Here is a 20,930-nt window from a genome sequence, read left to right on the forward strand (position 1 = left end):
GGAATACGCTTCGATCAGGCGCTCTCGGCGCTGCCCGAATCTGGGCTTGGCACGGGAGCCTCTTCGGCACCCTCCTCACCTTCCGGCGTGGCGGGCTCCTCGAAGATCGGTTCGGGTTCCTCGACCGTGAATTCGATCTCGCTGTCGCGGTGGCAATCGAAGCCGGTGCCTGCAGGGATAAGGTGACCCATGATCACGTTTTCCTTGAAGCCACTCAGGTAGTCGATCTTGCCGAGGGTTGCCGCTTCGGTCAGCACGCGCGTGGTGTCCTGGAAGGACGCCGCGGAGATGAACGAATCGGTTTCGAGCGAGGCCTTGGTGATACCAAGAAGCACGGGCTCGGCCTCCGCGGGCTTACCACCATTGGCGACGATCTCCTCGTTGACCTGATTGAAGGTCGTGCGGTCGATCTGATCGCCCCAAAGGAACTGATCGGCGTCGCCCGGCTCGGAGATCTTCACCTTGCGCAGCATCTGGCGGATGATGATCTCGATGTGCTTGTCGTTGATCTCAACGCCTTGCACACGATAGACCGACTGGACTTCGTTGACCAAGTGCTCCTGAAGTTCCTGCGCACCGCAGGCTTCGAGGAGATCTTCGGGCGAAACAGGGCCTTCGGTGATCTGATCACCCCGGGAAACGATGTCGCCTTCGGTCACGATGATGTGACGGCCCATCGGCACGAGGTGGTCGCAGGACTCTCCGGATTCCGGATCCGTCACGATGACCTTCTTCTTGCCGCGGACCGTGCCACCGAACGAAACCTCGCCGTCGATCTTCACGATCACACAGGCATCCTTCGGCTTGCGGGCCTCGAAGAGCTCGGCAACCCGTGGCAGACCACCGGTAATGTCCTTCGTCTTCGCCACCTTGCGCGGTGTCTTGGCAAGCTGCGTGCCCCCGGAGACCTTCTCCTTTTCCTTCACGGAAAGGTGGGCGCCGACGGGAATCGAGTAGCTGGCGAGCACATCCTTGGTCTTGGCGTCGACCACGACGACCTGCGGGTGGAGGTCCTCCTTGTGCTCGGTCACCACCATGCCCTTCTTGCCGGTCTCCTTGTCCGTTTCGTTGGCCACGGTAATGCCCGAGATCATGTCACGGAACTCGATGACCCCTGGCTTCTCGGTGATGATCGGCACATTGTAAGGATCCCAAGTGGCGACCGTCGCGCCCTTCTTGACGTCCTCACCGTCCTTGATCTCGATGATGGAGCCGATGACGATGTTGTGGCTCTCCAGTTCGAGGCCGTCCTTGTCGCGGACGGAAAGCGAACCGTTCTTGTTGAGCACAACCCACTGGCCCTGGTCGTTCTCGACCACGCGGAGGTCCTTGTAGACCACCACACCACTGTGGCGCGACTTGATGATCGGCTGTTTGAAGGTCGAAGCAGCCACACCACCGACGTGGAAGGTCCGCATCGTCAGCTGCGTGCCCGGCTCACCAATCGACTGGGCCGCAATGATGCCGACCGCTTCACCGATCTTCACCGTCTTGCCGGTCGCGAGGTTCAGGCCGTAGCAGGCCGCACAGCAACCACGCTCGGACTCACAGGTGAGCACCGAACGGATCTTGAGCTTCTCGTAGCCGATGCGCTCGATCGCAGCCGCCTTTTCCTCATCGATCAGCTCGTCAGTCTTGACGATGACCTCCTGAGAAACGGGGTCCTTGACGGTCTCGCAGGAAACACGCCCGTAGGTGCGGGTCGCAAGCGATGCCGACTCCTCGTCACCGTCGTAGATCGGCTGGACAAGAATACCATTCACCGTGCCACAGTCGTGCTCGGTCACGATCACGTCCTGGGCCACATCGACGAGCTTCCGGGTCATGTAACCCGAGTCCGCCGTCTTCAGCGCCGTATCCGCCAGTCCCTTACGGGCACCGTGCGTGGAAATGAAGTATTCGAGCACCGAGAGACCTTCACGGAAGTTCGAGGTAATCGGACGTTCGATGATCTCACCGGATGGCTTGGCCATCAGACCGCGCATGCCCGAGAGCTGCTTGATCTGCGACTTGTTACCACGGGCACCGGAGTCGACCATCATGAAGAGGGGGCTGATGCCCTTGCCTTCATTGTATTCGAGCTTGCGATAGAGCGCCGAAGCGATCGTGTCGGTCGCCTGCGTCCAGATGTCGACGACCTTCTGATAGCGCTCGCCATTGGTGATCACACCATTGCGATACTGCTTGGTCACCTTCTCGACCTGCTCGTAAGCATCGGCAATCACCTTCGGCTTCTCTTCCGGGATGACCATGTCGACGACACCAATCGAAGTTCCCGAGCGGGATGCTTCGCGGAAGCCGAGGCCCTTGAGTTCGTCGAGGGTCTTCACGGTTCCGGCCTGGCCGGCGACCTGGTAGCAGCGCCAGATCACATCACCCATCTGCTTCTTGCCGACGGTCATGTTGATGAAGCCCAGACCATCAGGCCAGATTTCGTTGAAACGCACACGACCCGGGGTCGTCTCGATGATCTTCGCTTCCTTGTCACCGAACACGGTGTCTTTGCCGTAGTCCGGGTTGCGAAGGCGGATCCACGAGTGGTAGCCGAGCTTGCTCTTGCCGTCGGCACCACGGGAAGCGATGCCGTATTCCACCTCGTCGGTATTCTCGAAGAGTGGCATGTGCTTCATTTCCTCGCGCTCCTTCTGGGTGCGGATCGGCGCCCAGGTGAGGTAGTAGGAACCCAGAATAATGTCCTGGGATGGAGCCACGATCGGACGACCGGAGGCAGGCGAGAAGATGTTGTTCGGCGCAAGCATCAGCTGGCGCGCTTCCATCTGCGCTTCCACCGAAAGCGGCACGTGAACCGCCATCTGGTCACCGTCGAAGTCGGCATTGTAGGCACCACAGGTCAGCGGGTGCAGACGAATGGCCGAGCCCTCGATGAGCACCGGCTCGAATGCCTGAATGGACAGACGGTGGAGCGTCGGTGCGCGGTTCAGCATCACCGGGTGACCCTTGGTCACTTCGGCGAGGATGTCCCACACCTCGGTGGTCTTGCGGTCGATCATCTTCTTCGCCGAACGAACCGTGTGGCAGTAGCCGAGTTCCTTGAGGCGACGGATGATGAAGGGCTCGAACAAGGTCAGCGCCATCTTCTTGGGAAGACCGCACTGGTTGAGCTTGAGGTCCGGACCGATGACGATCACCGAACGACCCGAGTAGTCGACCCGCTTCCCGAGAAGGTTCTGACGGAAACGACCACCCTTGCCCTTGAGCATGTCGCTGAGCGACTTGAGCGGACGGTTGCCGGCACCCGTGACGGCACGACCGTGACGGCCGTTGTCGAACAGGGCGTCGACCGCTTCCTGAAGCATGCGCTTCTCGTTGCGGATGATGACCTCGGGGGTCTTGAGCTGAAGAAGGTTCTTCAGACGGTTGTTCCGGTTGATGACACGACGGTAGAGGTCGTTCAGGTCGGAAGTCGCGAAACGGCCGCCTTCGAGTGGCACCAGCGGACGGAGGTCCGGTGGGATCACGGGCAGCACGGTCATGATCATCCACTCGGGACGCGACTTGGACTGCGCGAAGCCCTGGGTGATCTTGAGACGCTTCGAGAGCTTCTTCTTGTTCTGCTTGGAACGGGTCGCCTCGAGTTCCTCTTCCAGTTGCACCTGGAGTTCGGCGAGGTTCACCTGGCTGAGCAGGTCCTGCAGCGCCTCGGCGCCCATGGAAGCGCGGAAGCTTTCCTCACCGTAGGTGTCCTCCGCATCGCGAAGTTCGGTCTCGGTAAGAAGCTGCCCACGCTCGAGTGGCGTGTTACCCGGCTCGGTCACGAGGTAGTCCTCGTAGTAGATGACGCGCTCCAGCTGACGGGCACTGATGTCGAGCACCAGGCCGATGCGGGAAGGCATGCACTTGTAGAACCAGATGTGCGATACCGGCACGGCCAGCTCGATGTGGCCCATGCGCTCGCGACGCACGCGGCTCAGCGTCACCTCGACGCCACAACGGTCGCAGACAACGCCCTTGTGCTTGATGCGCTTGTATTTGCCGCAGGCACACTCCCAGTCCCGGGTGGGACCGAAGATACGCTCACAGAACAGACCGCCCTTCTCGGGCTTGAAGGTCCGGTAGTTGATCGTTTCCGGGTTCTTCACCTCGCCTTTCGACCAGGATCGGATGACATCGGGTGCCGCCACGGTGATCGAGACCTGATCAAAGGCCTCGGGCTTTTCATCGACACCGAAGAGTTCGCGGAGGTTGGTTTCAACGCTCATGATAAGTGATGGGTCGTAATTGGGGTTGGCGGATTAGAGGGTAAGGTCGTCGAGGTCGAAGTCGTCGGAGCCATCTTTCGGAACGGCGCCGAGTTCCGAGCCCTTGCGGCCCGGCCGGACATCCAGTCCGAGCGATTGCATTTCCTTGATCAGGACGTTGAAGGATTCCGGCGTGCCGGCCTCCAGATTGTTGTCGCCCTTCACGATCGATTCGTAGATTCGGGTCCGGCCCTGCACGTCGTCGGACTTCACGGTGAGCAGCTCCTGCAAGCAGTAGGCGGCACCGTAGGCTTCCAGCGCCCACACCTCCATCTCCCCGAAACGCTGACCACCATACTGTGCCTTACCACCGAGCGGCTGCTGGGTGACGAGCGAGTAGGGACCAACGGCACGGGCGTGAATCTTGTCGGCCACAAGGTGACCGAGCTTCAGCATGTAAATGTAACCGACCACCACCGGCTGGTGGAATGCCTCACCGGTCCGGCCGTCGATCAGGGTCGACTTACCGAGTGTTGAGCCATCCTTGCCGTCGCCGATCCAAGTGTATCCGCGACCTTCCGGTTCGCCGGGCTTGCGTTCACGGGCGACGCCGTTGTCGCCGATGATCTTCACGCCGTCCACCTTCTTGGCTTCGGACATGTATTCGGTGATCTTGGACTCCGGGATACCGTCGAAAATCGGAGTTGCGACCTTGAATCCAAGCGCGCTTGCCGCGACACCAAGGTGGGTTTCAAGCACCTGCCCGACGTTCATCCGCGATGGCACACCCAGTGGGTTGAGGCAGATGTCGACCGGCGTTCCATCTTCAAGGAACGGCATGTCTTCCTCGGGAACGATGGTGGAAACCACCCCTTTGTTCCCGTGGCGACCGGCCATCTTGTCACCCACCGAAAGCTTGCGCTTGGCGGCCACGAAGACCTTCACCTCCTTGATAACGCCGGGATCGACTTCATCACCCGACTCAAGCTGGTCGAGCTTGCGCTCACGCTCGGTGTCGAGTTCGGAGAAACGACCTTCGAAGGATCCGATGATCTCGAGGATCTTGTTCCGGATCGGGGAAGGATCGATCTCGATGTGATCGTGGACCGATGCGAGCTTGCGCAGCAGGGTCTTGGTGATCTTGCGGTTGGCCGGGATGATGATCTCACCGGTCTGCGCGTTGACCACGTCGAGTGGGATCTTCTCACCGAGCAGGATGTCGGAAAGTTTCTCCGTGAGGTCGTCGGTCAATTTGTCCGACTTCTTCTTGTGCTCGTCGTTGATCTTCTTGAGTTGCTTCTTGAGCTCGGCGGGATCGATCTTCTCGGCCTTGGCACGGGCCACGCCGTGCTGGGCGATCCGGATGTCCTGCACGATGCCGGTGCAACCGGAAGGAACGCGCAACGAAGTGTCCTTCACGTCCGCGGCCTTCTCACCGAAGATCGCGCGAAGCAGGCGCTCTTCAGGAGCCAGCTCGGTTTCGGACTTCGGAGTGATCTTACCGACGAGGATGTCGCCAGGCTTCACTTCCGCACCAATGCGGACGATGCCGTCGTGGTCGAGGTTGCTGAGGGCTTCCTCACCGACATTCGGAATGTCACGGGTGATTTCCTCAGGGCCCAGCTTGGTGTCACGCGCGGCAACATCGAACTCGGAGATGTGGATCGACGTGTAGACGTCTTCCTTCACCACGCGCTCGGAGATGACGATGGCATCCTCGAAGTTGTAGCCGTTCCAAGGCATGAACGCGACCAGCACGTTGCGACCCAGAGCCAACTCACCGTCTTCGGTGTTCGGACCATCGGCGAGCACGTCGCCCTTCTTGATCTTGGCTCCGACCTTGACGATCGGCTTCTGGTTGATGCAGGTGCCCGCATTCGAGCGCATGAACTTGCGCAGCGGATAGGCGTAGATCCCCTTCTTGATGTTGCTCTTCACCGACTCTGGATCGGAGAGGAATTTCTCATCGCTGACGGGCAGTGTGCCGTCCTCGGAGGTGATCACGATTTCCGCGGTGGCGGCAGCCACGATGCCGTCACCTTCCGCCACCACCACGGCGCGGGAGTCTTCGGCAGTCTTGGCTTCCAGTCCCGTGCCGACGAACGGCGATTCGGAAACGAGAAGCGGCACGCCCTGGCGCTGCATGTTCGATCCCATGAGCGCGCGGTTGGCGTCATCGTGTTCGAGGAATGGAATCAGACCGGCGGCCACCGAAACGAGCTGCTTCGGCGAAACGTCCATGTAGTCGACCGTCGATGGGTCGACTTCGATGAACTCACCACCCGCTTCACGGGCAGTCACCTTCTCGTTGAGGAACTTGCCGCCCTTGTCGATCGGATTGTTCGCCTGCGCGATGAGGAACTTCTCTTCCTGGTCCGCGGTGAGATACTCGATCTCGTTGGTCACCTTGCCACTCTTGACCCGGCGGTATGGGGTTTCGATGAAACCGAACTCGTTGATGCGCGCATAGGTGCACATCGAGTTGATCAGACCAATGTTCGGACCTTCCGGAGTCTCAATCGGGCAGATCCGTCCGTAGTGGGACGGGTGCACGTCACGAACTTCGAAGCCGGCACGGTCACGATTCAGACCGCCGGGGCCGAGCGCGGAAAGACGGCGCTTGTGGGTCAGTTCGGCCAGAGGGTTGGTCTGGTCCATGAACTGCGAAAGCTGGGAACGGCCGAAGAAGTCACGTACGACGGCGCTCAGCGCCTTCGGGTTGATGAGCTTCTGAGGCGTCATGCCCTCGATGTTCACATCGAACAAGGTCATGCGCTCCTTCACCAGACGCTCGGTGCGGGCAAGACCCACGCGGCACTGGTTTGCGAGGAGTTCACCCACGGCGCGAACGCGACGGGAACCCAGGTGGTCGATATCGTCGATCACGCCCTCACCCTTCTTCAGGCGGAGGAGATACTTGGTCGCGGCGAGGAAGTCCTCGGCCACCATGATGCGCTGATCGGAGTCGACGTTGATCTCGAGCTTGCTGTTGATCTTGTAACGACCGACACGGGTCAGGTCGTATTTCTTCGGATCAAAGAACAGACGCTTGAGCAGGGCGCGTGCATTCGAAGCAGTCGGAGGATCACCCGGACGCAGCTTGCGGTAGATGTCCTTCAGAGCGCTGTCCTCGTCGTGTGCCGGATCCTTGCGGAGCGACTTGAGGAGGATTTCGTCCTCACGGCCGTCGATCACCTCGAGGTTCTTGTGACCCAGAGCGAGAAGCTGGCGGATGATGCCGATTGTCAGAGGCTCGTAGGCCTTGGCCACGATCACTTCACCGTCGAGCACATCTTCGAAAGGAACCAAATGGCCGAGTTCCTGCTCGTCGAGGTTCTCCTTCAGCTTGAGCTTCTGGACGGTGTAGAAATGGTTGACGATGTCGCGGTCGGTCGGAAAGCCCAGCGCACGAAGGAAGGTCGTGGCGAGGAACTTGCGACGCCGGCGACGACGGTCGAGGTAGACGTAAAGCAGGTCGTTCGTGTCGAACTGCACTTCGAGCCATGATCCGCGGTCGGGGATGATGCGGAACGAGTGGAGGGTCTTGCCATTCAGGTGCTGCGAGGTCTCGAAGCAGATGCCAGGCGAACGGTGAAGCTGCGAAACGATCACACGCTCGGCACCGTTGATGATGAAAGTACCGCGGCGGGTCATCATGGGCAGCTCGCCCATGTAGACGCGTTCCTTCTTCACGCCGGTCTCGTCCTTCAGCTTGAAGGTCACGTAAAGGGCAGCGGAGAAGCTCTCCCCGTTGCGCAGGGATTCGAGCGAGGTGATCTTCGGCTCTTCGATGTCGTAGGCAACGAAGTCGAGCTCGATGGCTTCATCGTAGCTCTTGATTGGGAACACTTCACGGAACACGGCCTGAAGGCCCGTGTCGTTGCGTTCCCCAGCGGGTACATCCTTGTGCAGGAAGTCTTCATAAGAACGACTTTGAACCTCGATGAGGTTCGGAGCGTCGATCACTTCCTCGATTTTCCCAAATTGGAGACGGTCGGCCATGGTGTCTAGGGTAGTTGCGGATGCGTAATAAGCCCGGACCGCAAAGGCGGCCGGGCAATGTTTCTACAGAGAGTTGGAGCGGGAGTCCGGTATCGGCGAAAAAGGTCGTCGGTTGTCGATCGCTTTCGCCGAGATCGGGAATGGGTCCCGGGAGTCGCACGGATGCGACTCCCGAAACCACAAAACCATTGGATTACTTGAGCTCGACCTTGGCGCCGACTTCTTCAAGCTTCTTCTTGGCCTCTTCGGCAGCGTCCTTGGCAGCGCCTTCAACGAGGGTGGAAGGAACGCCTTCAACCAATTTCTTGGCGTCAGCGAGACCCAGACCAGGAACAACTTCACGCACAGCCTTAATGGCTTGGATCTTGTTGCCGCCGCCGTCGGTGAGGACAACGTCGAATTCGGTCTTCTCTTCAGCAGCAGCACCAGCGTCCCCAGCAGGGGCAGCAGCCACAGCAGCCACGGGAGCAGCGGCGGAAACGCCCCACTCCTCTTCGAGATTCTTCACAAGTTCAGCAGCTTCCAGGACGGTAAGCTTACCCAGTTCTTCAGCAATTTTTGCAATATCAGCCATTTTGTTTCTCCTTTGCGGTATCGACGCACCCGGAGGCCTCCGGACATTTAAGAAACGCGACCGCGTTTCCGACGAGGAACCATTGTGTGTTCAGGCAACAGGCGGAGACCCGCAGCCATCCATTCAGATTGTGTTGTATTAGTCTTCGGACGGGAACTTCGCCTGGATGACCCGGGCGAGGGACGATGCCGGTTCGTTGATCGTGCGGACCAGCTTGGAAGCCGGTGCGTTGATCGTGGAAAGCAGGGTGGCAAGGAGCACTTCGCGGGACGGCAGTTCCGCGATGGCCTTGACCTGGGCTTCGTCGAGGATGTCTCCGTCGAGGATACCCAGCTTGATGGCCGGCTTCTTGAATTCCTTTTCAAAGCTCTTGAGCACCTTGGCGGCGGCAGCCACATCGGCTTCACCGGTGATGAAGGCGGTCTGACCCACGAGCTTGTCACCTGTGTCGGGCAGACCTGCTTCGATGAGCGCCTTCTTCATGTAGGTGTTCTTGGCCACGTGGCACTCGGCGCCATTGTCGGCAAGACGGGTGCGGAGCTCGGAGAACTCGGGAACGGTCATGCCGGTGTATTCCACCACCAGCACGAATGGCGAGCTGTTGACCCGCTCGAGCAATTCGTCGAGGATGATCTTCTTGTCGGGATTCATGGTGGTAATCAGTTGGTGGCGTAAAGGGAGGACTCAAGCGGCACGCCCGGGCACATGGCCGCGGCAACGGTGACGCTGCGGATGTAGTTGCCTTTCGCGGAAGCGGGCTTGGCACGCTTGACGCTTTCGATGAAGGCTTCGGCATTCTCGGCGAGGGCGCTTGCTTCGAAGGAAGCCTTGCCAATCGCACCGGAAACGTTGCCGTTCTTGTCGAGTTTGAAGTCAACGCGACCCGCCTTGACTTCACCCACGGCCTTTGCCGTATCGTCGGTCACGGTGCCGGTCTTTGGGTTCGGCATCAGGCCACGGGGGCCGAGAACACGGGCGATCTTCCGGACCTCGGTCATCGCTTCCGGAGTCGCGATGGCGACATCGAAATCGGTGAATCCGCCCTGGACTTCCTTGATGAGCTCCTCGAAACCGACGTGCTCGGCTCCGGCTGCCTTGGCGGCCTCGGCGGCGGCGCCAGCGGCGAAGACGGCAACGCGGACGTTCTTACCCGTGCCGTGTGGCAGGGAGACTGATCCACGGACCATCTGGTCGCTCTTGCGGGGATCCACTCCAAGGTGGAAGGAAACGGTGACGGTGGGGTCGAACTTCGGTGCCGGGAACTTCTTCACGGTGCCGACAGCCTCTTCCAATCCGTAGGACTTGCCCTCTTCGATGAGAGCAGCGGCCTTCTGGTAGCGCTTGCTGCGATGCTTTGACATGTTGTTTGGTCTGCAGTGCGGGCGGACCCCATGATGACGGGACCCTCCTGCGGTTTTCGGTGGCCACACCCGGAATGGACGCGACCTGAAAGGGATTACATTCCTTCGATCTCGAGACCCATCTGACGGGCCGTGCCGGCAAGAATGCGTGCGGCAGCTTCAGGATCGTCGGTGTTGAGGTCGGGCATCTTGATCTCGACGACTTCCATCAGCTTCTCCTTCGAGATGGTGCCGACCTTGATCTTGTTCGGCTCACCCGAACCGGATGCCAGACCTGCCGCCTTCTTGAGAAGGTTTGCTGCAGGTGGCTTCTTGGTAACGAAGGTGAAGCTCTTGTCCTTGTAGACTTGGATGATGCAAGGAAGCACTTCGCCAGCCTGAGCCTGGGTGGCAGCGTTGAACTCCTTACAGAAGCCCATGATGTTCACGCCAGCCTGACCGAGGGCAGGACCGACCGGTGGGGACGGATTGGCGCCTCCAGCTGGAATCTGGAGCTTGATGACGGCGGTGACTTCCTTTGCCATGATGTTTCGGGATTAGAGGTGGTGGTTTGTGAATGGGACGGGATCAGGCACGTTCAACCTGCCAGTATTCGAGTTCGACCGGCGTTGCGCGGCCGAAAATGGTGACGGAAACACGGAGCTTGCCCTTCTCGGGGTCGATCTCCTCGACCACGCCGGTCTGGCTTTCGAACGGGCCATCCGCCACTTTGACGGAGTCCCCCACTTCGAAGCTGATTGCAGGGCGGACGCTTTCTTCGCGTTCCTTGATTTGGGAAAGCATGGCGTCAACCTCGCGTTGGCGCATGGGAATCGGACGATCCTTGGTTCCGGCAAAGCCGATCACACCGTCCATCTCCTTGATGAAGTACCAGGTCTTCTCGACGAGCTGGTTGTCTTCGGTGAGGAGGTTCATGTTGACGATGATGTAACCGGGGAAGAATTTCTTCTTGGTCTCGGTTTTCTTGCCCTTGCGGATCTCGGAAACCATCTCCATCGGCACCAGCACGTCGAAAATGCAGTCGCCGAGTTCTTCGGCTTCTACCTGGCGGGCGATGCGGTTGCGAACCCTCTGCTCTTGGCCGGAGAGAACGTGAACCACGTACCACTGTTTTTCTGCTGGTGGGATGACGGGCATGGAAATGGATGGAAAAATCGATGACTCGCCGCGATGGGCGGGTCGAAATGTCGGCTCAGCTGCCGAGCTTGGTGAGGAAGAAGACGACCTGCGTGTGGACGATATCCCAGAGCGAGACAAATCCGGCGAGCAGGATCGCCGCGATCAGGACGACCACGGTGGAGTCGACCAGTTCCTTGTATTTCTTGAATCCCTTGATCTTGGGGTCGGACTCCCACGGCCAGTTGGCCTTGCGGAGTTCGCCTTTCACTTCACCAATGAATCTGGATGCTTTCGCGAACATGGGGTCTTTCAGAAATAAGGGTAGGAATGGCACGGCAGGAGGGACTTGAACCCGCAACCGTCGGTTTTGGAAACCGATGCTCTACCAATTGAGCTACTGCCGTAATTTAAAATGCTTCCTAGATGAGGCGATGGCGGGGCACCCCGGAACGGATTCCAGGATGCCCCGAAAAAGATCAGGTCTCAGACCGTCGGAGTGGACCGACAACCTGAAGCCCAACGTGATGATTAGTCAAGGATATCGGCAACACGTCCGGCACCCACGGTGCGACCACCTTCGCGAATCGCGAAACGCATGGTCTTCTCCATGGCGATCGGAGTGATGAGCTCGACTTCCAGAGTGACGTTGTCACCAGGCATGACCATCTCGACGCCGTCAGGCAGCTTGATGGAACCGGTCACGTCGGTCGTGCGGAAGTAGAACTGCGGACGGTAGTTGGAGAAGAATGGCGTGTGACGACCACCTTCGTCCTTCGACAGAACGTAGATTTCGCAGGTGAACTGCTTGTGAGGAGTCACGGAACCAGGCTTCACGATGCACTGACCACGCTCGACGTCGTCCTTCTTGAGGCCACGGATCAGGAGACCCACGTTGTCGCCGGCACGACCTTCGTCGAGCAGCTTGCGGAACATTTCGATGTCCGTGACGGTGGTCTTCTGGGTGTCCTTGATGCCGACGATCTCGACTTCTTCCATCTTCTTGATGATGCCACGCTCGACACGACCGGTGCAGACGGTGCCACGACCTTCAATCGAGAACACGTCTTCCACAGGCATGAGGAATGGCTGATCCACTGGGCGCTCTGGCTCAGGGATGTAGGAGTCAACGGCTTCCATCAACTTCATGATGTTGGCCTTGTGATCGGCGTCGCCTTCGAGAGCCTTGAGAGCGGAACCCTTGACGATCGGAATGTCGTCGCCTGGGAATTCGTAGGTCGAAAGAAGTTCGCGAACTTCCATTTCGACGAGCTCGAGGAGCTCTTCGTCGTCCACCATGTCGACCTTGTTGAGGAAAACCACGAGGGCAGGAACACCCACCTGACGGGCGAGCAGGATGTGCTCACGAGTCTGAGGCATCGGGCCATCAGCGGCGGATACCACCAGGATGCCACCATCCATTTGGGCAGCACCGGTGATCATGTTCTTCACGTAGTCGGCGTGACCTGGGCAGTCGACGTGTGCGTAGTGACGATTTTCGGTTTCGTATTCCACGTGTGCGGTGGAAATGGTGATACCGCGCTCGCGCTCCTCGGGAGCACCGTCGATTTCGTCGTATGCTTTTGCTTCTGCTCCGCCGTGTTCAGCGAGAGTATTGGTGATCGCGGCGGTGAGAGTGGTCTTACCGTGGTCGACGTGACCGATGGTCCCGACGTTAACGTGGGGCTTGTTCCGCTCGAATGCTTCTTTGGCCATAATGGTTGATGGTTCGCTTTGGACTGATGATCTCGTTTCTTTCGCCGCTGGAGCTTGTGGCGGGAATTGAACCCGCGACCTCACCCTTACCAAGGGTGTGCTCTACCCCTGAGCTACACAAGCGATCGACTAGTTGCTGATCCCAAACGCCCCGGATTGCACCCGTTGCCGCCAAGAAAGGTCGACTCAAGATTTCCTCGGGGCCCCGGGGAAAGCGGGCGGACGTTAACAAAGCCGATCACCCTGTCAAAAAAAAACGCGAAGGAAAGTTTTTTTCTCTCAAACCCCTGATTTATCAGGGATTCCAGCGCCATTTTTCCCGGTCGATTCCACACTCTCACGAACATCTCCCTCCCGATTTGCAGCTTCTCACTCCGAAAGCGTCCCCTGGAGCTCGGCAGCCACTTGGAATCGCCATCGACAGGACCCGACCGGGTCATTAGGAAAGCTGTAATTCCCCATGGCTCTCATTTCGAAGCATACCCTGATGCGTGCGGCAGGCCCAACCTTGCTCCTGCTAGCCTCAGGGATCGTCATTCAACGGGTGTCTCCGGCGGGAAATCATCCAGAGATTGGGTCTGAGTCCACCGAACTTCATTCTTCCACGTGGAAGATCCATGAGCGCGATCGAAGCCCTGAACGTCGCCTCAGCCGTGAGGAAGTCGACGCGAAGGCCGCCGAGTGGTTCGAATTCCTCTTGGAGCGCTACCCCTGGCTCCAAGTGAACTTCCGGCAGGTTCCGGATGCTGATAACGGTTTCCTGCTCTACCTCGAATTGCTCGAAGACTACCAGGGAGGCGCCGACGGCACCGCCCTCCCCCTTCCCGCACCGATCCTCTCGATGCTGGATGATCCAGAGAGTTTCAGCGCCGAGGTCCTGGCAAAATGGCTGGAGAACAACCAGGGCCTGATGGAAAGAATTCTCGCTGTGGCGGAGGCACCGGATCGCTCGGTGAACGGCATGGCGCCCCGCGACATCAGCTTCATCGAAGCCAGACCGGCGGTTCAGATCGCGGATCTTCTGATGCTTGAAGCCCGCCTCAGTCTCAAGAACGGCGATCCAGGGAGGAGCATGCGGAACTACAAGGCCGCCATGAATCTGGCAGAACACTTCGACGGGATGGAAACCCCGTCTCTGTTCAGTAAGACCGTCGCCATCATCCTGCGGAACAACACGCATCAGCACTTTGTCCGGGAAGTCCTCCCGACCATCACCAACAATCCTGCCTCACTCGCGGATTGGCGGGTCGCCCTGCGACATGACGAGGAATTCTCCGACTCCATCAAGACACTTCGGACCGGTGAATGGCACATCTCCACCCGAAGCATGCTCCTTCCCGGCCTCGTATCCGACGGTGCCACCCTGGGAGAGACCGACATGAAGGTTCCCGACCCACAGGCCCTGCTCGATCTTCTCGCCGAGTCCCTTCGATCGGGATTCTCCCAGTTGTCCGAGAACGCATCCAGCGAATCGATCGTCCAAGCCTTCACCTTGGACCTTCCGAAAGCCACGCTCAGCCAGCAGGCCAACGAACTCGCATCGATCTGTGAAGTCGGGTTCAAACCCTGGTTGCATGGGCTCAACCGCAACCGCACGTCGCTTGCCATGACGGACGCATTGATGGCCATCGCCCTCAACGAAGAGCCCGTGGTGGACCCGGTTTCCGGCGAACCGTTCCGTTGGGACCCGGACACCCGAACGCTTCATCCGCCAGCCGGCTCCGAGAACATCGAGTCGCTCGCCCTCCCCTAACCGGCGTCCTGTTCCCCGCCACCGATCAGTCGGTTCAGGCGCTCAATCTTGAGGCATTTCCCCGTCTCGGGATCCAAGTCAGCAATCAAGCCACACAAGCGCACCGGACCCTTGGCCACCGGGAAGCGGGTCGGCATGCCGGTTTTGAATCGCCACACCACGGATTCGTGGGCACGTCCCAGCACGGAATGGTCAGGACCGCACATGCCAGCATCTGTTAGGCAGCCGGTTCCCCCGGAGAGGATCCGCTCGTCGGCGGTCTGCACGTGGGTGTGGGTTCCCACCACCACGGAGGCCTTGCCTTCCAGAGCATAGCCCATGGCGATCTTCTCACTGGTCGTTTCCGCGTGGAAATCCACCAGCACCATCTTCACACCCTCCTCTTCGCGAAGGCGGTCGATCTCCGACTCCAGCAGGGTGAAGGGATTGTCCAGAGGAGGCTGAATGAAGGTTCTCCCCTGCCCTTGGAGGATGGCCACCTTTCCTTTGGCGGTTTCCAGCACGACGGATCCTTTCCCCGGGGTATCGGGTGGGTAATTGATGGGCCGCAGCACCCGGGGTTCCGTGGGGAGATATTCCACGATTTCCTGCTGGTCCCAGACATGATCACCCGTCGTGATGACCGCGGCTCCCGCCCGCAGCAGGTCGATCGCGATCCTCGGTGTAATGCCTCGGCCACCGGCCGCGTTTTCTCCATTCACGACGATGAAATCCAACCCGAGTTCCGCTTTTAAAACAGGTAGCTGCTCGATCACCGCTTTCCGGCCGGGTTCCCCGACGATATCGCCGAGAAACATGATGCGTAACGCGTCGTTCGTCATGAGTGCCGCCATGGCAACCGCCCGTTGATCTTCCGCCAAGCAAATTCACCATGAAGGGTTCACGCTCCACCATTCCCCTGCTCCTCACCCTGGTGCTGGCAGTCGGTCTCATGGTGTGGATGGGCCGGGATCAACCGGCTCCTGACCCAAGCGATCCGAACGGGCCTTCATCGGTCACAGACACCGACCCGGACAATTTGAATCCCCCATCGAAGCCGGATCTATCGACTGCCCCGCTCGGCCCCGCGCTTCCCGACCCCGAACCTCCGCTTTCACCACTGGCATCGACGCCGAAATGGGAGCTCCTCAACCGCTGGCAAGCCCGCGTCACACGGGCCGAGTTCCTCGACATGATGGAATCCGTGTTCACGGTCTCCTCATCCTGGCGGCAGTTCTTCCATCTCAGCGAGACCGACGTCCTGATCGAAACGGGGATCCCCGATGAGCGCTTCCGACTGCGCTTCGCCAAACCGGACCTCGCACTGAGCAATCCACGAGGCTGGCGCACCGCCGAGGAACTCGGTCCTGCCCCGGAGGATAAACCACTCGACGGACTGCGGGTGGCGATCGACCCCGGCCACATCGGCGGCGAGTGGGCGCGCATCGAAGAACGCTGGTTCCAGATCGGAACCGACACGCCTGTGCAGGAGGGAGACATGACCCTGCTGGTGGCCCAGTTGCTCAAACCCCGCCTTGAAGAGCTCGGCGCCGAGGTATCGATGGTGCGGGACCAACCCATCCCCGTCACCTCAAAGCGCCCGGCTTCCCTGATCGATGAGGCCGGCTCGGGATCACCGGACTCACCTTCCAAACTCGCCGAGCGCTTGTTTTATCGCACCGCCGAGATCCGTGCCCGCGCCCACAAGGTGAACAACACCATCCAACCCGACCTGGTGCTTTGTCTTCATTTCAATGCAGAAGCCTGGGGCGACCCGAACAAGCCGACCTTGGTTGATCGTCATCACTTCCACCTGCTGCTCAATGGAGCCTACACTGACAGCGAGGTGGCCCTCGCCGACCAGCGCTATCAGATGGTGCGCAAAATTGTCGAAGGGACGCACCACGAAGAGTCCCGCCTCGCGAAGTCCGTCGCGGCCGCATTCGTCCAGGAAACCCGCCTTCCTCCCTACCTCTACGAGATCGATTCACGCCGCGCGGTGAACGTCGACGGCAACCCCTACCTATGGGCACGCAACCTGCTGGCCAACCGCCTCTACGATTGTCCCGTCCTGTTCCTCGAACCCTATGTAATGAATTCCAAGCAGGACTACGTCCGCATCCAAGCTGGTGATTATGAAGGAGTCCGACCCGTCGGCGGCAAGCCGCTCCCCTCGATCTTCCGTGAGTATGCCACCGCTCTTGCCGACGGCCTTGGGAATTACTACCGCGAGGCGAGATCCACAGACTGATGTCATCCCCGATAGGTCGGCGTTTGAGCTCCCGTTTAGATCGGGGATGATTCGACTTTGGTTCGGCCTGATGGCCACGCTCGCCTTCACCGCCTCCGCGCAGGATGGCGGACAGCTCTACGAGACGTACTGCGGTGCGTGCCATGCTGCGAACGGCGAAGGAGCGACGGGGGGACAGTTTCCTCCACTGGCCGGCAGCGAATGGGTCGATGGCCCCGCGGAACGCGCCATCCAGATCGTGCTGCACGGCCTCGAAGGCCCGGTCGAAGTCAGTGGCAAGCCCTTCAATCTCCTGATGCCCCCACAGGGAGCGATGCTCCCGGACGACCAGATCGCCGCCATCCTCACCTACGTCCGGTCCTCGTGGGGAAATTCAGCCGACAAGGTCACTCCGGCCATGGTGGCGAAGGCCCGTGCTGCCACCGCGGACCGTTCCAAGCCGTGGACAGCCCCCGAGATCCTCAAGCTGCATCCGCTGCCGAAACCGGAAAGTCCCCTCCGGAACCTCACCTCACGCGTCTATCACGGTGAGTGGAAGAAGCTCCCTGATTTCGCGAAACTCACCGCGGAGAACGTGGAGGAAGAGCACGATGGCATCCTCAGCGTCACGCACGCGGATCGCAAAGATCACTTCGGCATCGTCTGGGAGGCGGACTTCATGGTGCCGAAAACCGGCGAATACATCTTCCGCTTCGCCTGCGACGACGGAGGACGGATCATCCTCGACGGCGAAGTCATGCTCGAAGTCCACGGGCTCGGCCCCATGGGCGGTGGCCGGACTCAGGCCGCCAAGCTCACCCTGGAGAAGGGCCCCCATCCCATTCGAATCGAGTACTACGAATTCACCGGGCAGGAAGGCATTTCGATCTCATGGAAAGGCCCCGACTCGGATGACTGGAACGAGCTATCCGACACCAAGCTCAAACCAGGAAGAAAAGGCCCCCCCTCCATCCCGATCACCCCCACGGCCAAGCGCGCCGCGATCTACCGGAACTTCATCCAGGGAACCACATCACGCTCCATCGGCATCGGTTTCCCCGGAGGGGTGAACTTCGCCTACTCAGCTGACCACATGGCTCCTGAGCTCGCTTGGAAGGGCGACTTCATCGATGGCGGCCTGCACTGGACGAACCGCGGCGTCGGCGCCCAGTCGCCGGCTGGAAAAGATGTGGTGAAGCTCACGTCGGAACCCGCACTGCCCGAGGGGTCACGCTTCCGTGGCTACCAGTTGGATGCAGCGGGAAATCCCACCTTTTACAACAAGATCGGCGAACTGAAATTGTCCGACGCCTACCACGCCAGCGACAACCAGATCAGCCGGACCTTGTCCGTGGACGGGAACGGAGAACCGGTTTCCATCCTGATTTCTGAATCACACGCCATGGGCTCCATCGATGGCACAGCAAAGGTCATGCCGCAGCCGGACGGAACGACGAGAACGCGGCTGTCCGGAACCATGAACTTCACGGTCCGTGACAAGCTCACGCTCAAAGTCGCCGGACCATCCCTCCTTGAGAAGGGCCCCGAGCTCTACCTCCTCCTCGCTCCGGGCGAATCCGCCACCCTCACCTACACGTGGAAATGATCACCTTCCCCCACCGCCGCAGCCTGAGCCTGCTCACCTCCCTGCTCCTCGCAACCGCCAACGCGATGGCGGCCGTCCAGTCCGACTACTACATCCGCGAGGAGATCCCTCTGCCGGAGGGCGAAGTTATGGAATTGGGGTCCATCGCGCTGATGCCCGACAAGAAGGTCGCGGTCACCAGCCGCCGCGGTGACCTGTGGATCTGTGAAGGCGCCTACGCCGAGGACCTCTCCCAAGTGAAGTGGACCAAGTTCGCCTCCCACCTTCACGAGCCTCTGGGCATGTTCTGGAAGGATGAGTCCCTCTGGCTCACCCAGCGCCCCGAGGTCACCCGCATCAAGGACACCAACGAGGATGGCATCGCCGACCTGTTCGAGACCATCAATTCGGGTTGGGGCATTTCCGGCGACTACCACGAATACGCGTTCGGCAGCACGCCGGACGACGACGGGAACATCTGGATCGTGCTCTGCCTCACCGGTTCAGCCAATGCCAAGGCCGACTGGCGGGGCTGGTGCGTCCGCGTGACTCCGGATGGAGAAATGATCCCCACCTGTTCCGGGATCCGCTCGCCCGGTGGCATCGGGTTCAATGCGCAGGGCGACTGTTTCTACACCGACAACCAGGGCCTGTGGAACGGCTCCTCGTCCCTGAAGTGGCTGAAACCCGGTTCCTTCCAGGGCAACCCGACCGGCAACAGCTATCACAAACTCGCCGACCTCCCCGCCCCACCCGACCCGAAGGACGGTTCGAGGATCATCGTCGAAAGGAAGCGCTTCCCCGACTTCATCCCGCCCGCCGTGGTGTTTCCACACGGTCTTGTCGGACAATCCCCAACGGCCGTCATCACCGACCAGTCGGACGGAGCATTCGGCCCGTTCGCCGGTCAGGTCCTCGTCGGAGAACAAACCCACTCGCAAGTCCAGCGCGTCTTTCTTGAGAAGGTCAACGGTCTCTATCAGGGCGCGGTCTTCCACTTCCTCGAGGACTTCGAAGCCGGGATCGTCCCCATGCGACTCGACGACGACGGCACCCTGTTCATCGGCGGCACCAATCGCGGCTGGGCATCCCGGGGGAGCAAGCCATTCACCTTCGAACGCGTCCGCTGGAAAGGCACCACCCCATTCGAAATCCTCACCATGTCCGCCAAGCCGGATGGCTTCGAGCTGACCTTCACGGAAGCGGTCGACCCCGGGACCGCGAATGATCCCACCGCCTACGCCATGTCCGCCTGGGACTACATTTACCAATCGAAATACGGATCGCCCCAGGTCGACGCCTCCACTCCGGAGATCACCGACGTCAAGGTGTCCGACGACGGCCGCTCGGTCCGACTCGTCGTCGACGGCATGGTCCAGGGACACGTCCATCAACTCGACACCGAAGGGCTGCAGTCCAAGGCAGGCACACCGCTCTGGCACACCAAGGCGTGGTACACGCTGAACGAGATTCCCTCACCCTGAGGAGCGCGGGTTTGCAACCCGCAGCATCCGGGCTACTGATCTCTCCGCAATGCACCTCCTCCTCTGCGGCCACGGCTACCTCGGCCAAGCGATCTCTCGGGACTTCCTCCAAGCAGGATGGTCCGTCACAGCTGTGTCCCGTACGGATGACGATCCTACTCCCCCTCACCCGCAACTCGACACCCATGCCACGGACATCTCGAGCCAGGAGGACGTGGATTCCCTCAAACGGCTGTCGACCCGACCCGACTTCATCGTTCATTGCGCGGCCTCGGGACGCGGCGGCCCGGACGCCTACCGCGCTGTCTACCGGGATGGCTGCAGAAATCTAGTCACGGCATTCCCCGACACCCCCCTGCTCTTCACCTCATCGACTTCGGTCTACGCACAGACCGATGGCTCCATCGTCACCGAGGAAAGCCCCGCGGATCCCGATCGGGAAACCGGCCGCCTACTGAGGGACGCCGAACAAATCGTGCTCGACGCCAAAGGAATCGTTTTCCGCCTCGCCGGGATCTACGGCCCTTATCGTAGTGCGATCCTGAAAAAATTCCTCGCCGGTGACTCCACACTCGAAGAGGACGGTCGACGGTTCATCAACCAGATCCACCGCGACGACGCCGCGGCCGCCGTCGTCCACGCCGCCACCTGCCCCCTGGCGTCCGGAATCTACAACGTCAGCGACAGTCACCCTCGCAGTCAGTTTGATACCTTCAAGTCCCTCTCCAAGCAGTTCGACATTCCCTTCCCGCCGAGCGTCCCACGCGACCTGAATCGGAAACGGGGATGGACCCACAAGCAGGTTTCGAATGCCAAGCTCCTTGCCACTGGGTGGATCCCTGAACACCCCGACGCCCTCGAGGCAGCACCGGCGATCGCATCCACGTTGCTCGGGGGAGAGGGTTGAGAGCATCCGAACGGCAGCGGTCAT

General features: G+C 60.1%; 15 protein-coding genes and 2 tRNA genes. 5 read left to right on the forward strand and 12 right to left on the reverse strand.

The features are described from left to right. Positions 1 to 14 precede the first annotated feature (14 nt). The 11 genes from rpoC to JIN81_RS04910 form a co-directional block, all read right to left on the reverse strand. Complete coding sequence (gene rpoC / locus JIN81_RS04860; protein ID WP_200277207.1) at positions 15 to 4,220, reverse strand: DNA-directed RNA polymerase subunit beta'; 4,206 nt, start codon at positions 4,218 to 4,220, stop codon at positions 15 to 17. A 33-nt stretch (positions 4,221 to 4,253) separates the two neighbouring features. Next, positions 4,254 to 8,201, reverse strand: coding sequence for a DNA-directed RNA polymerase subunit beta (rpoB, locus tag JIN81_RS04865; RefSeq protein ID WP_200277210.1), 3,948 nt, complete (start codon positions 8,199 to 8,201; stop codon positions 4,254 to 4,256). A 193-nt stretch (positions 8,202 to 8,394) separates the two neighbouring features. After that, positions 8,395 to 8,775 (reverse strand): 50S ribosomal protein L7/L12, encoded by a 381-nt coding sequence (rplL, locus tag JIN81_RS04870; protein ID WP_200277213.1) that lies wholly within the window; start codon positions 8,773 to 8,775, stop codon positions 8,395 to 8,397. 138 nt (positions 8,776 to 8,913) lie between these two features. Continuing rightward, positions 8,914 to 9,426, reverse strand: coding sequence for a 50S ribosomal protein L10 (gene rplJ, locus JIN81_RS04875; protein ID WP_200277217.1), 513 nt, complete (start codon positions 9,424 to 9,426; stop codon positions 8,914 to 8,916). An 8-nt stretch (positions 9,427 to 9,434) separates the two neighbouring features. Beyond that, complete coding sequence (gene rplA, locus JIN81_RS04880; protein ID WP_200277218.1) at positions 9,435 to 10,136, reverse strand: 50S ribosomal protein L1; 702 nt, start codon at positions 10,134 to 10,136, stop codon at positions 9,435 to 9,437. Positions 10,137 to 10,231: 95 nt separating this feature from the next. After that, complete coding sequence (gene rplK, locus JIN81_RS04885) at positions 10,232 to 10,660, reverse strand: 50S ribosomal protein L11 (protein WP_200277220.1); 429 nt, start codon at positions 10,658 to 10,660, stop codon at positions 10,232 to 10,234. A gap of 43 nt (positions 10,661 to 10,703) precedes the next feature. Continuing rightward, entirely contained in the window at positions 10,704 to 11,273 is a 570-nt protein-coding gene (gene nusG / locus JIN81_RS04890; RefSeq protein ID WP_200277222.1) for a transcription termination/antitermination protein NusG, read from the reverse strand. Positions 11,274 to 11,328: 55 nt separating this feature from the next. Continuing rightward, the gene (locus JIN81_RS04895; protein WP_200277224.1) at positions 11,329 to 11,556 is read right to left on the reverse strand and encodes a preprotein translocase subunit SecE; all 228 of its coding nucleotides are present in this window, start codon (positions 11,554 to 11,556) and stop codon (positions 11,329 to 11,331) included. A 27-nt stretch (positions 11,557 to 11,583) separates the two neighbouring features. After that, a tRNA-Trp gene (locus JIN81_RS04900) sits at positions 11,584 to 11,659 on the reverse strand. Positions 11,660 to 11,783: 124 nt separating this feature from the next. Then, the gene (gene tuf, locus JIN81_RS04905; protein ID WP_200277226.1) at positions 11,784 to 12,968 is read right to left on the reverse strand and encodes an elongation factor Tu; all 1,185 of its coding nucleotides are present in this window, start codon (positions 12,966 to 12,968) and stop codon (positions 11,784 to 11,786) included. A gap of 48 nt (positions 12,969 to 13,016) precedes the next feature. Continuing rightward, positions 13,017 to 13,091, reverse strand: a tRNA-Thr gene (locus JIN81_RS04910). Between the two features lie 337 nt (positions 13,092 to 13,428). On the opposite strand from JIN81_RS04910, the gene JIN81_RS04915 reads away from it, so the two are divergent. Then, the gene (locus JIN81_RS04915; RefSeq protein WP_200277228.1) at positions 13,429 to 14,721 is read left to right on the forward strand and encodes a hypothetical protein; all 1,293 of its coding nucleotides are present in this window, start codon (positions 13,429 to 13,431) and stop codon (positions 14,719 to 14,721) included. Here JIN81_RS04915 and JIN81_RS04920 read toward each other — a convergent pair. After that, positions 14,718 to 15,554 (reverse strand): TIGR00282 family metallophosphoesterase, encoded by an 837-nt coding sequence (locus tag JIN81_RS04920; RefSeq protein WP_234044496.1) that lies wholly within the window; start codon positions 15,552 to 15,554, stop codon positions 14,718 to 14,720. The two genes, JIN81_RS04915 and JIN81_RS04920, sit on opposite strands and share 4 nt — an antisense overlap. Positions 15,555 to 15,592: 38 nt before the next feature. On the opposite strand from JIN81_RS04920, the gene JIN81_RS04925 reads away from it, so the two are divergent. From JIN81_RS04925 to JIN81_RS04940, 4 genes are read left to right on the forward strand one after another with little or no spacing between them, the layout of a single operon-like run. Further along, positions 15,593 to 16,951 (forward strand): N-acetylmuramoyl-L-alanine amidase, encoded by a 1,359-nt coding sequence (locus JIN81_RS04925; RefSeq protein WP_200277230.1) that lies wholly within the window; start codon positions 15,593 to 15,595, stop codon positions 16,949 to 16,951. A 46-nt stretch (positions 16,952 to 16,997) separates the two neighbouring features. Next, the gene (locus JIN81_RS04930; RefSeq protein ID WP_200277231.1) at positions 16,998 to 18,536 is read left to right on the forward strand and encodes a PA14 domain-containing protein; all 1,539 of its coding nucleotides are present in this window, start codon (positions 16,998 to 17,000) and stop codon (positions 18,534 to 18,536) included. Continuing rightward, positions 18,533 to 19,999: a DUF7133 domain-containing protein gene (locus JIN81_RS04935; RefSeq protein WP_200277232.1), complete on the forward strand. Its 1,467-nt coding sequence runs from the start codon at positions 18,533 to 18,535 to the stop codon at positions 19,997 to 19,999. The genes JIN81_RS04930 and JIN81_RS04935 overlap by 4 nt, the downstream gene beginning before the upstream one ends. A gap of 49 nt (positions 20,000 to 20,048) precedes the next feature. Further along, the gene (locus JIN81_RS04940; RefSeq protein WP_200277233.1) at positions 20,049 to 20,906 is read left to right on the forward strand and encodes an NAD-dependent epimerase/dehydratase family protein; all 858 of its coding nucleotides are present in this window, start codon (positions 20,049 to 20,051) and stop codon (positions 20,904 to 20,906) included. The last annotated feature ends 24 nt before the right edge of the window (positions 20,907 to 20,930 follow it).

Origin of the sequence: Haloferula rosea, assembly GCF_016595525.1 — a bacterium.
GTDB classification, from domain to species: domain Bacteria; phylum Verrucomicrobiota; class Verrucomicrobiia; order Verrucomicrobiales; family Akkermansiaceae; genus Haloferula; species Haloferula rosea.

Excerpts from the sequence above, each read along its gene's own strand:
- rpoC (WP_200277207.1), bottom strand. The coding sequence starts at position 4,220 with ATGAGCGTTGAAACCAACCTCCGCGAACTCTTCGGTGTCGATGAAAAG.
- rpoB (WP_200277210.1), bottom strand. The coding sequence starts at position 8,201 with ATGGCCGACCGTCTCCAATTTGGGAAAATCGAGGAAGTGATCGACGCT.
- rplL (WP_200277213.1), bottom strand. The coding sequence starts at position 8,775 with ATGGCTGATATTGCAAAAATTGCTGAAGAACTGGGTAAGCTTACCGTC.
- rplJ (WP_200277217.1), bottom strand. The coding sequence starts at position 9,426 with ATGAATCCCGACAAGAAGATCATCCTCGACGAATTGCTCGAGCGGGTC.
- rplA (WP_200277218.1), bottom strand. The coding sequence starts at position 10,136 with ATGTCAAAGCATCGCAGCAAGCGCTACCAGAAGGCCGCTGCTCTCATC.
- rplK (WP_200277220.1), bottom strand. The coding sequence starts at position 10,660 with ATGGCAAAGGAAGTCACCGCCGTCATCAAGCTCCAGATTCCAGCTGGA.
- nusG (WP_200277222.1), bottom strand. The coding sequence starts at position 11,273 with ATGCCCGTCATCCCACCAGCAGAAAAACAGTGGTACGTGGTTCACGTT.
- JIN81_RS04895 (WP_200277224.1), bottom strand. The coding sequence starts at position 11,556 with ATGTTCGCGAAAGCATCCAGATTCATTGGTGAAGTGAAAGGCGAACTC.
- tuf (WP_200277226.1), bottom strand. The coding sequence starts at position 12,968 with ATGGCCAAAGAAGCATTCGAGCGGAACAAGCCCCACGTTAACGTCGGG.
- JIN81_RS04915 (WP_200277228.1), top strand. The coding sequence starts at position 13,429 with ATGGCTCTCATTTCGAAGCATACCCTGATGCGTGCGGCAGGCCCAACC.
- JIN81_RS04920 (WP_234044496.1), bottom strand. The coding sequence starts at position 15,554 with ATGGCGGCACTCATGACGAACGACGCGTTACGCATCATGTTTCTCGGC.
- JIN81_RS04925 (WP_200277230.1), top strand. The coding sequence starts at position 15,593 with ATGAAGGGTTCACGCTCCACCATTCCCCTGCTCCTCACCCTGGTGCTG.
- JIN81_RS04930 (WP_200277231.1), top strand. The coding sequence starts at position 16,998 with ATGATTCGACTTTGGTTCGGCCTGATGGCCACGCTCGCCTTCACCGCC.
- JIN81_RS04935 (WP_200277232.1), top strand. The coding sequence starts at position 18,533 with ATGATCACCTTCCCCCACCGCCGCAGCCTGAGCCTGCTCACCTCCCTG.
- JIN81_RS04940 (WP_200277233.1), top strand. The coding sequence starts at position 20,049 with ATGCACCTCCTCCTCTGCGGCCACGGCTACCTCGGCCAAGCGATCTCT.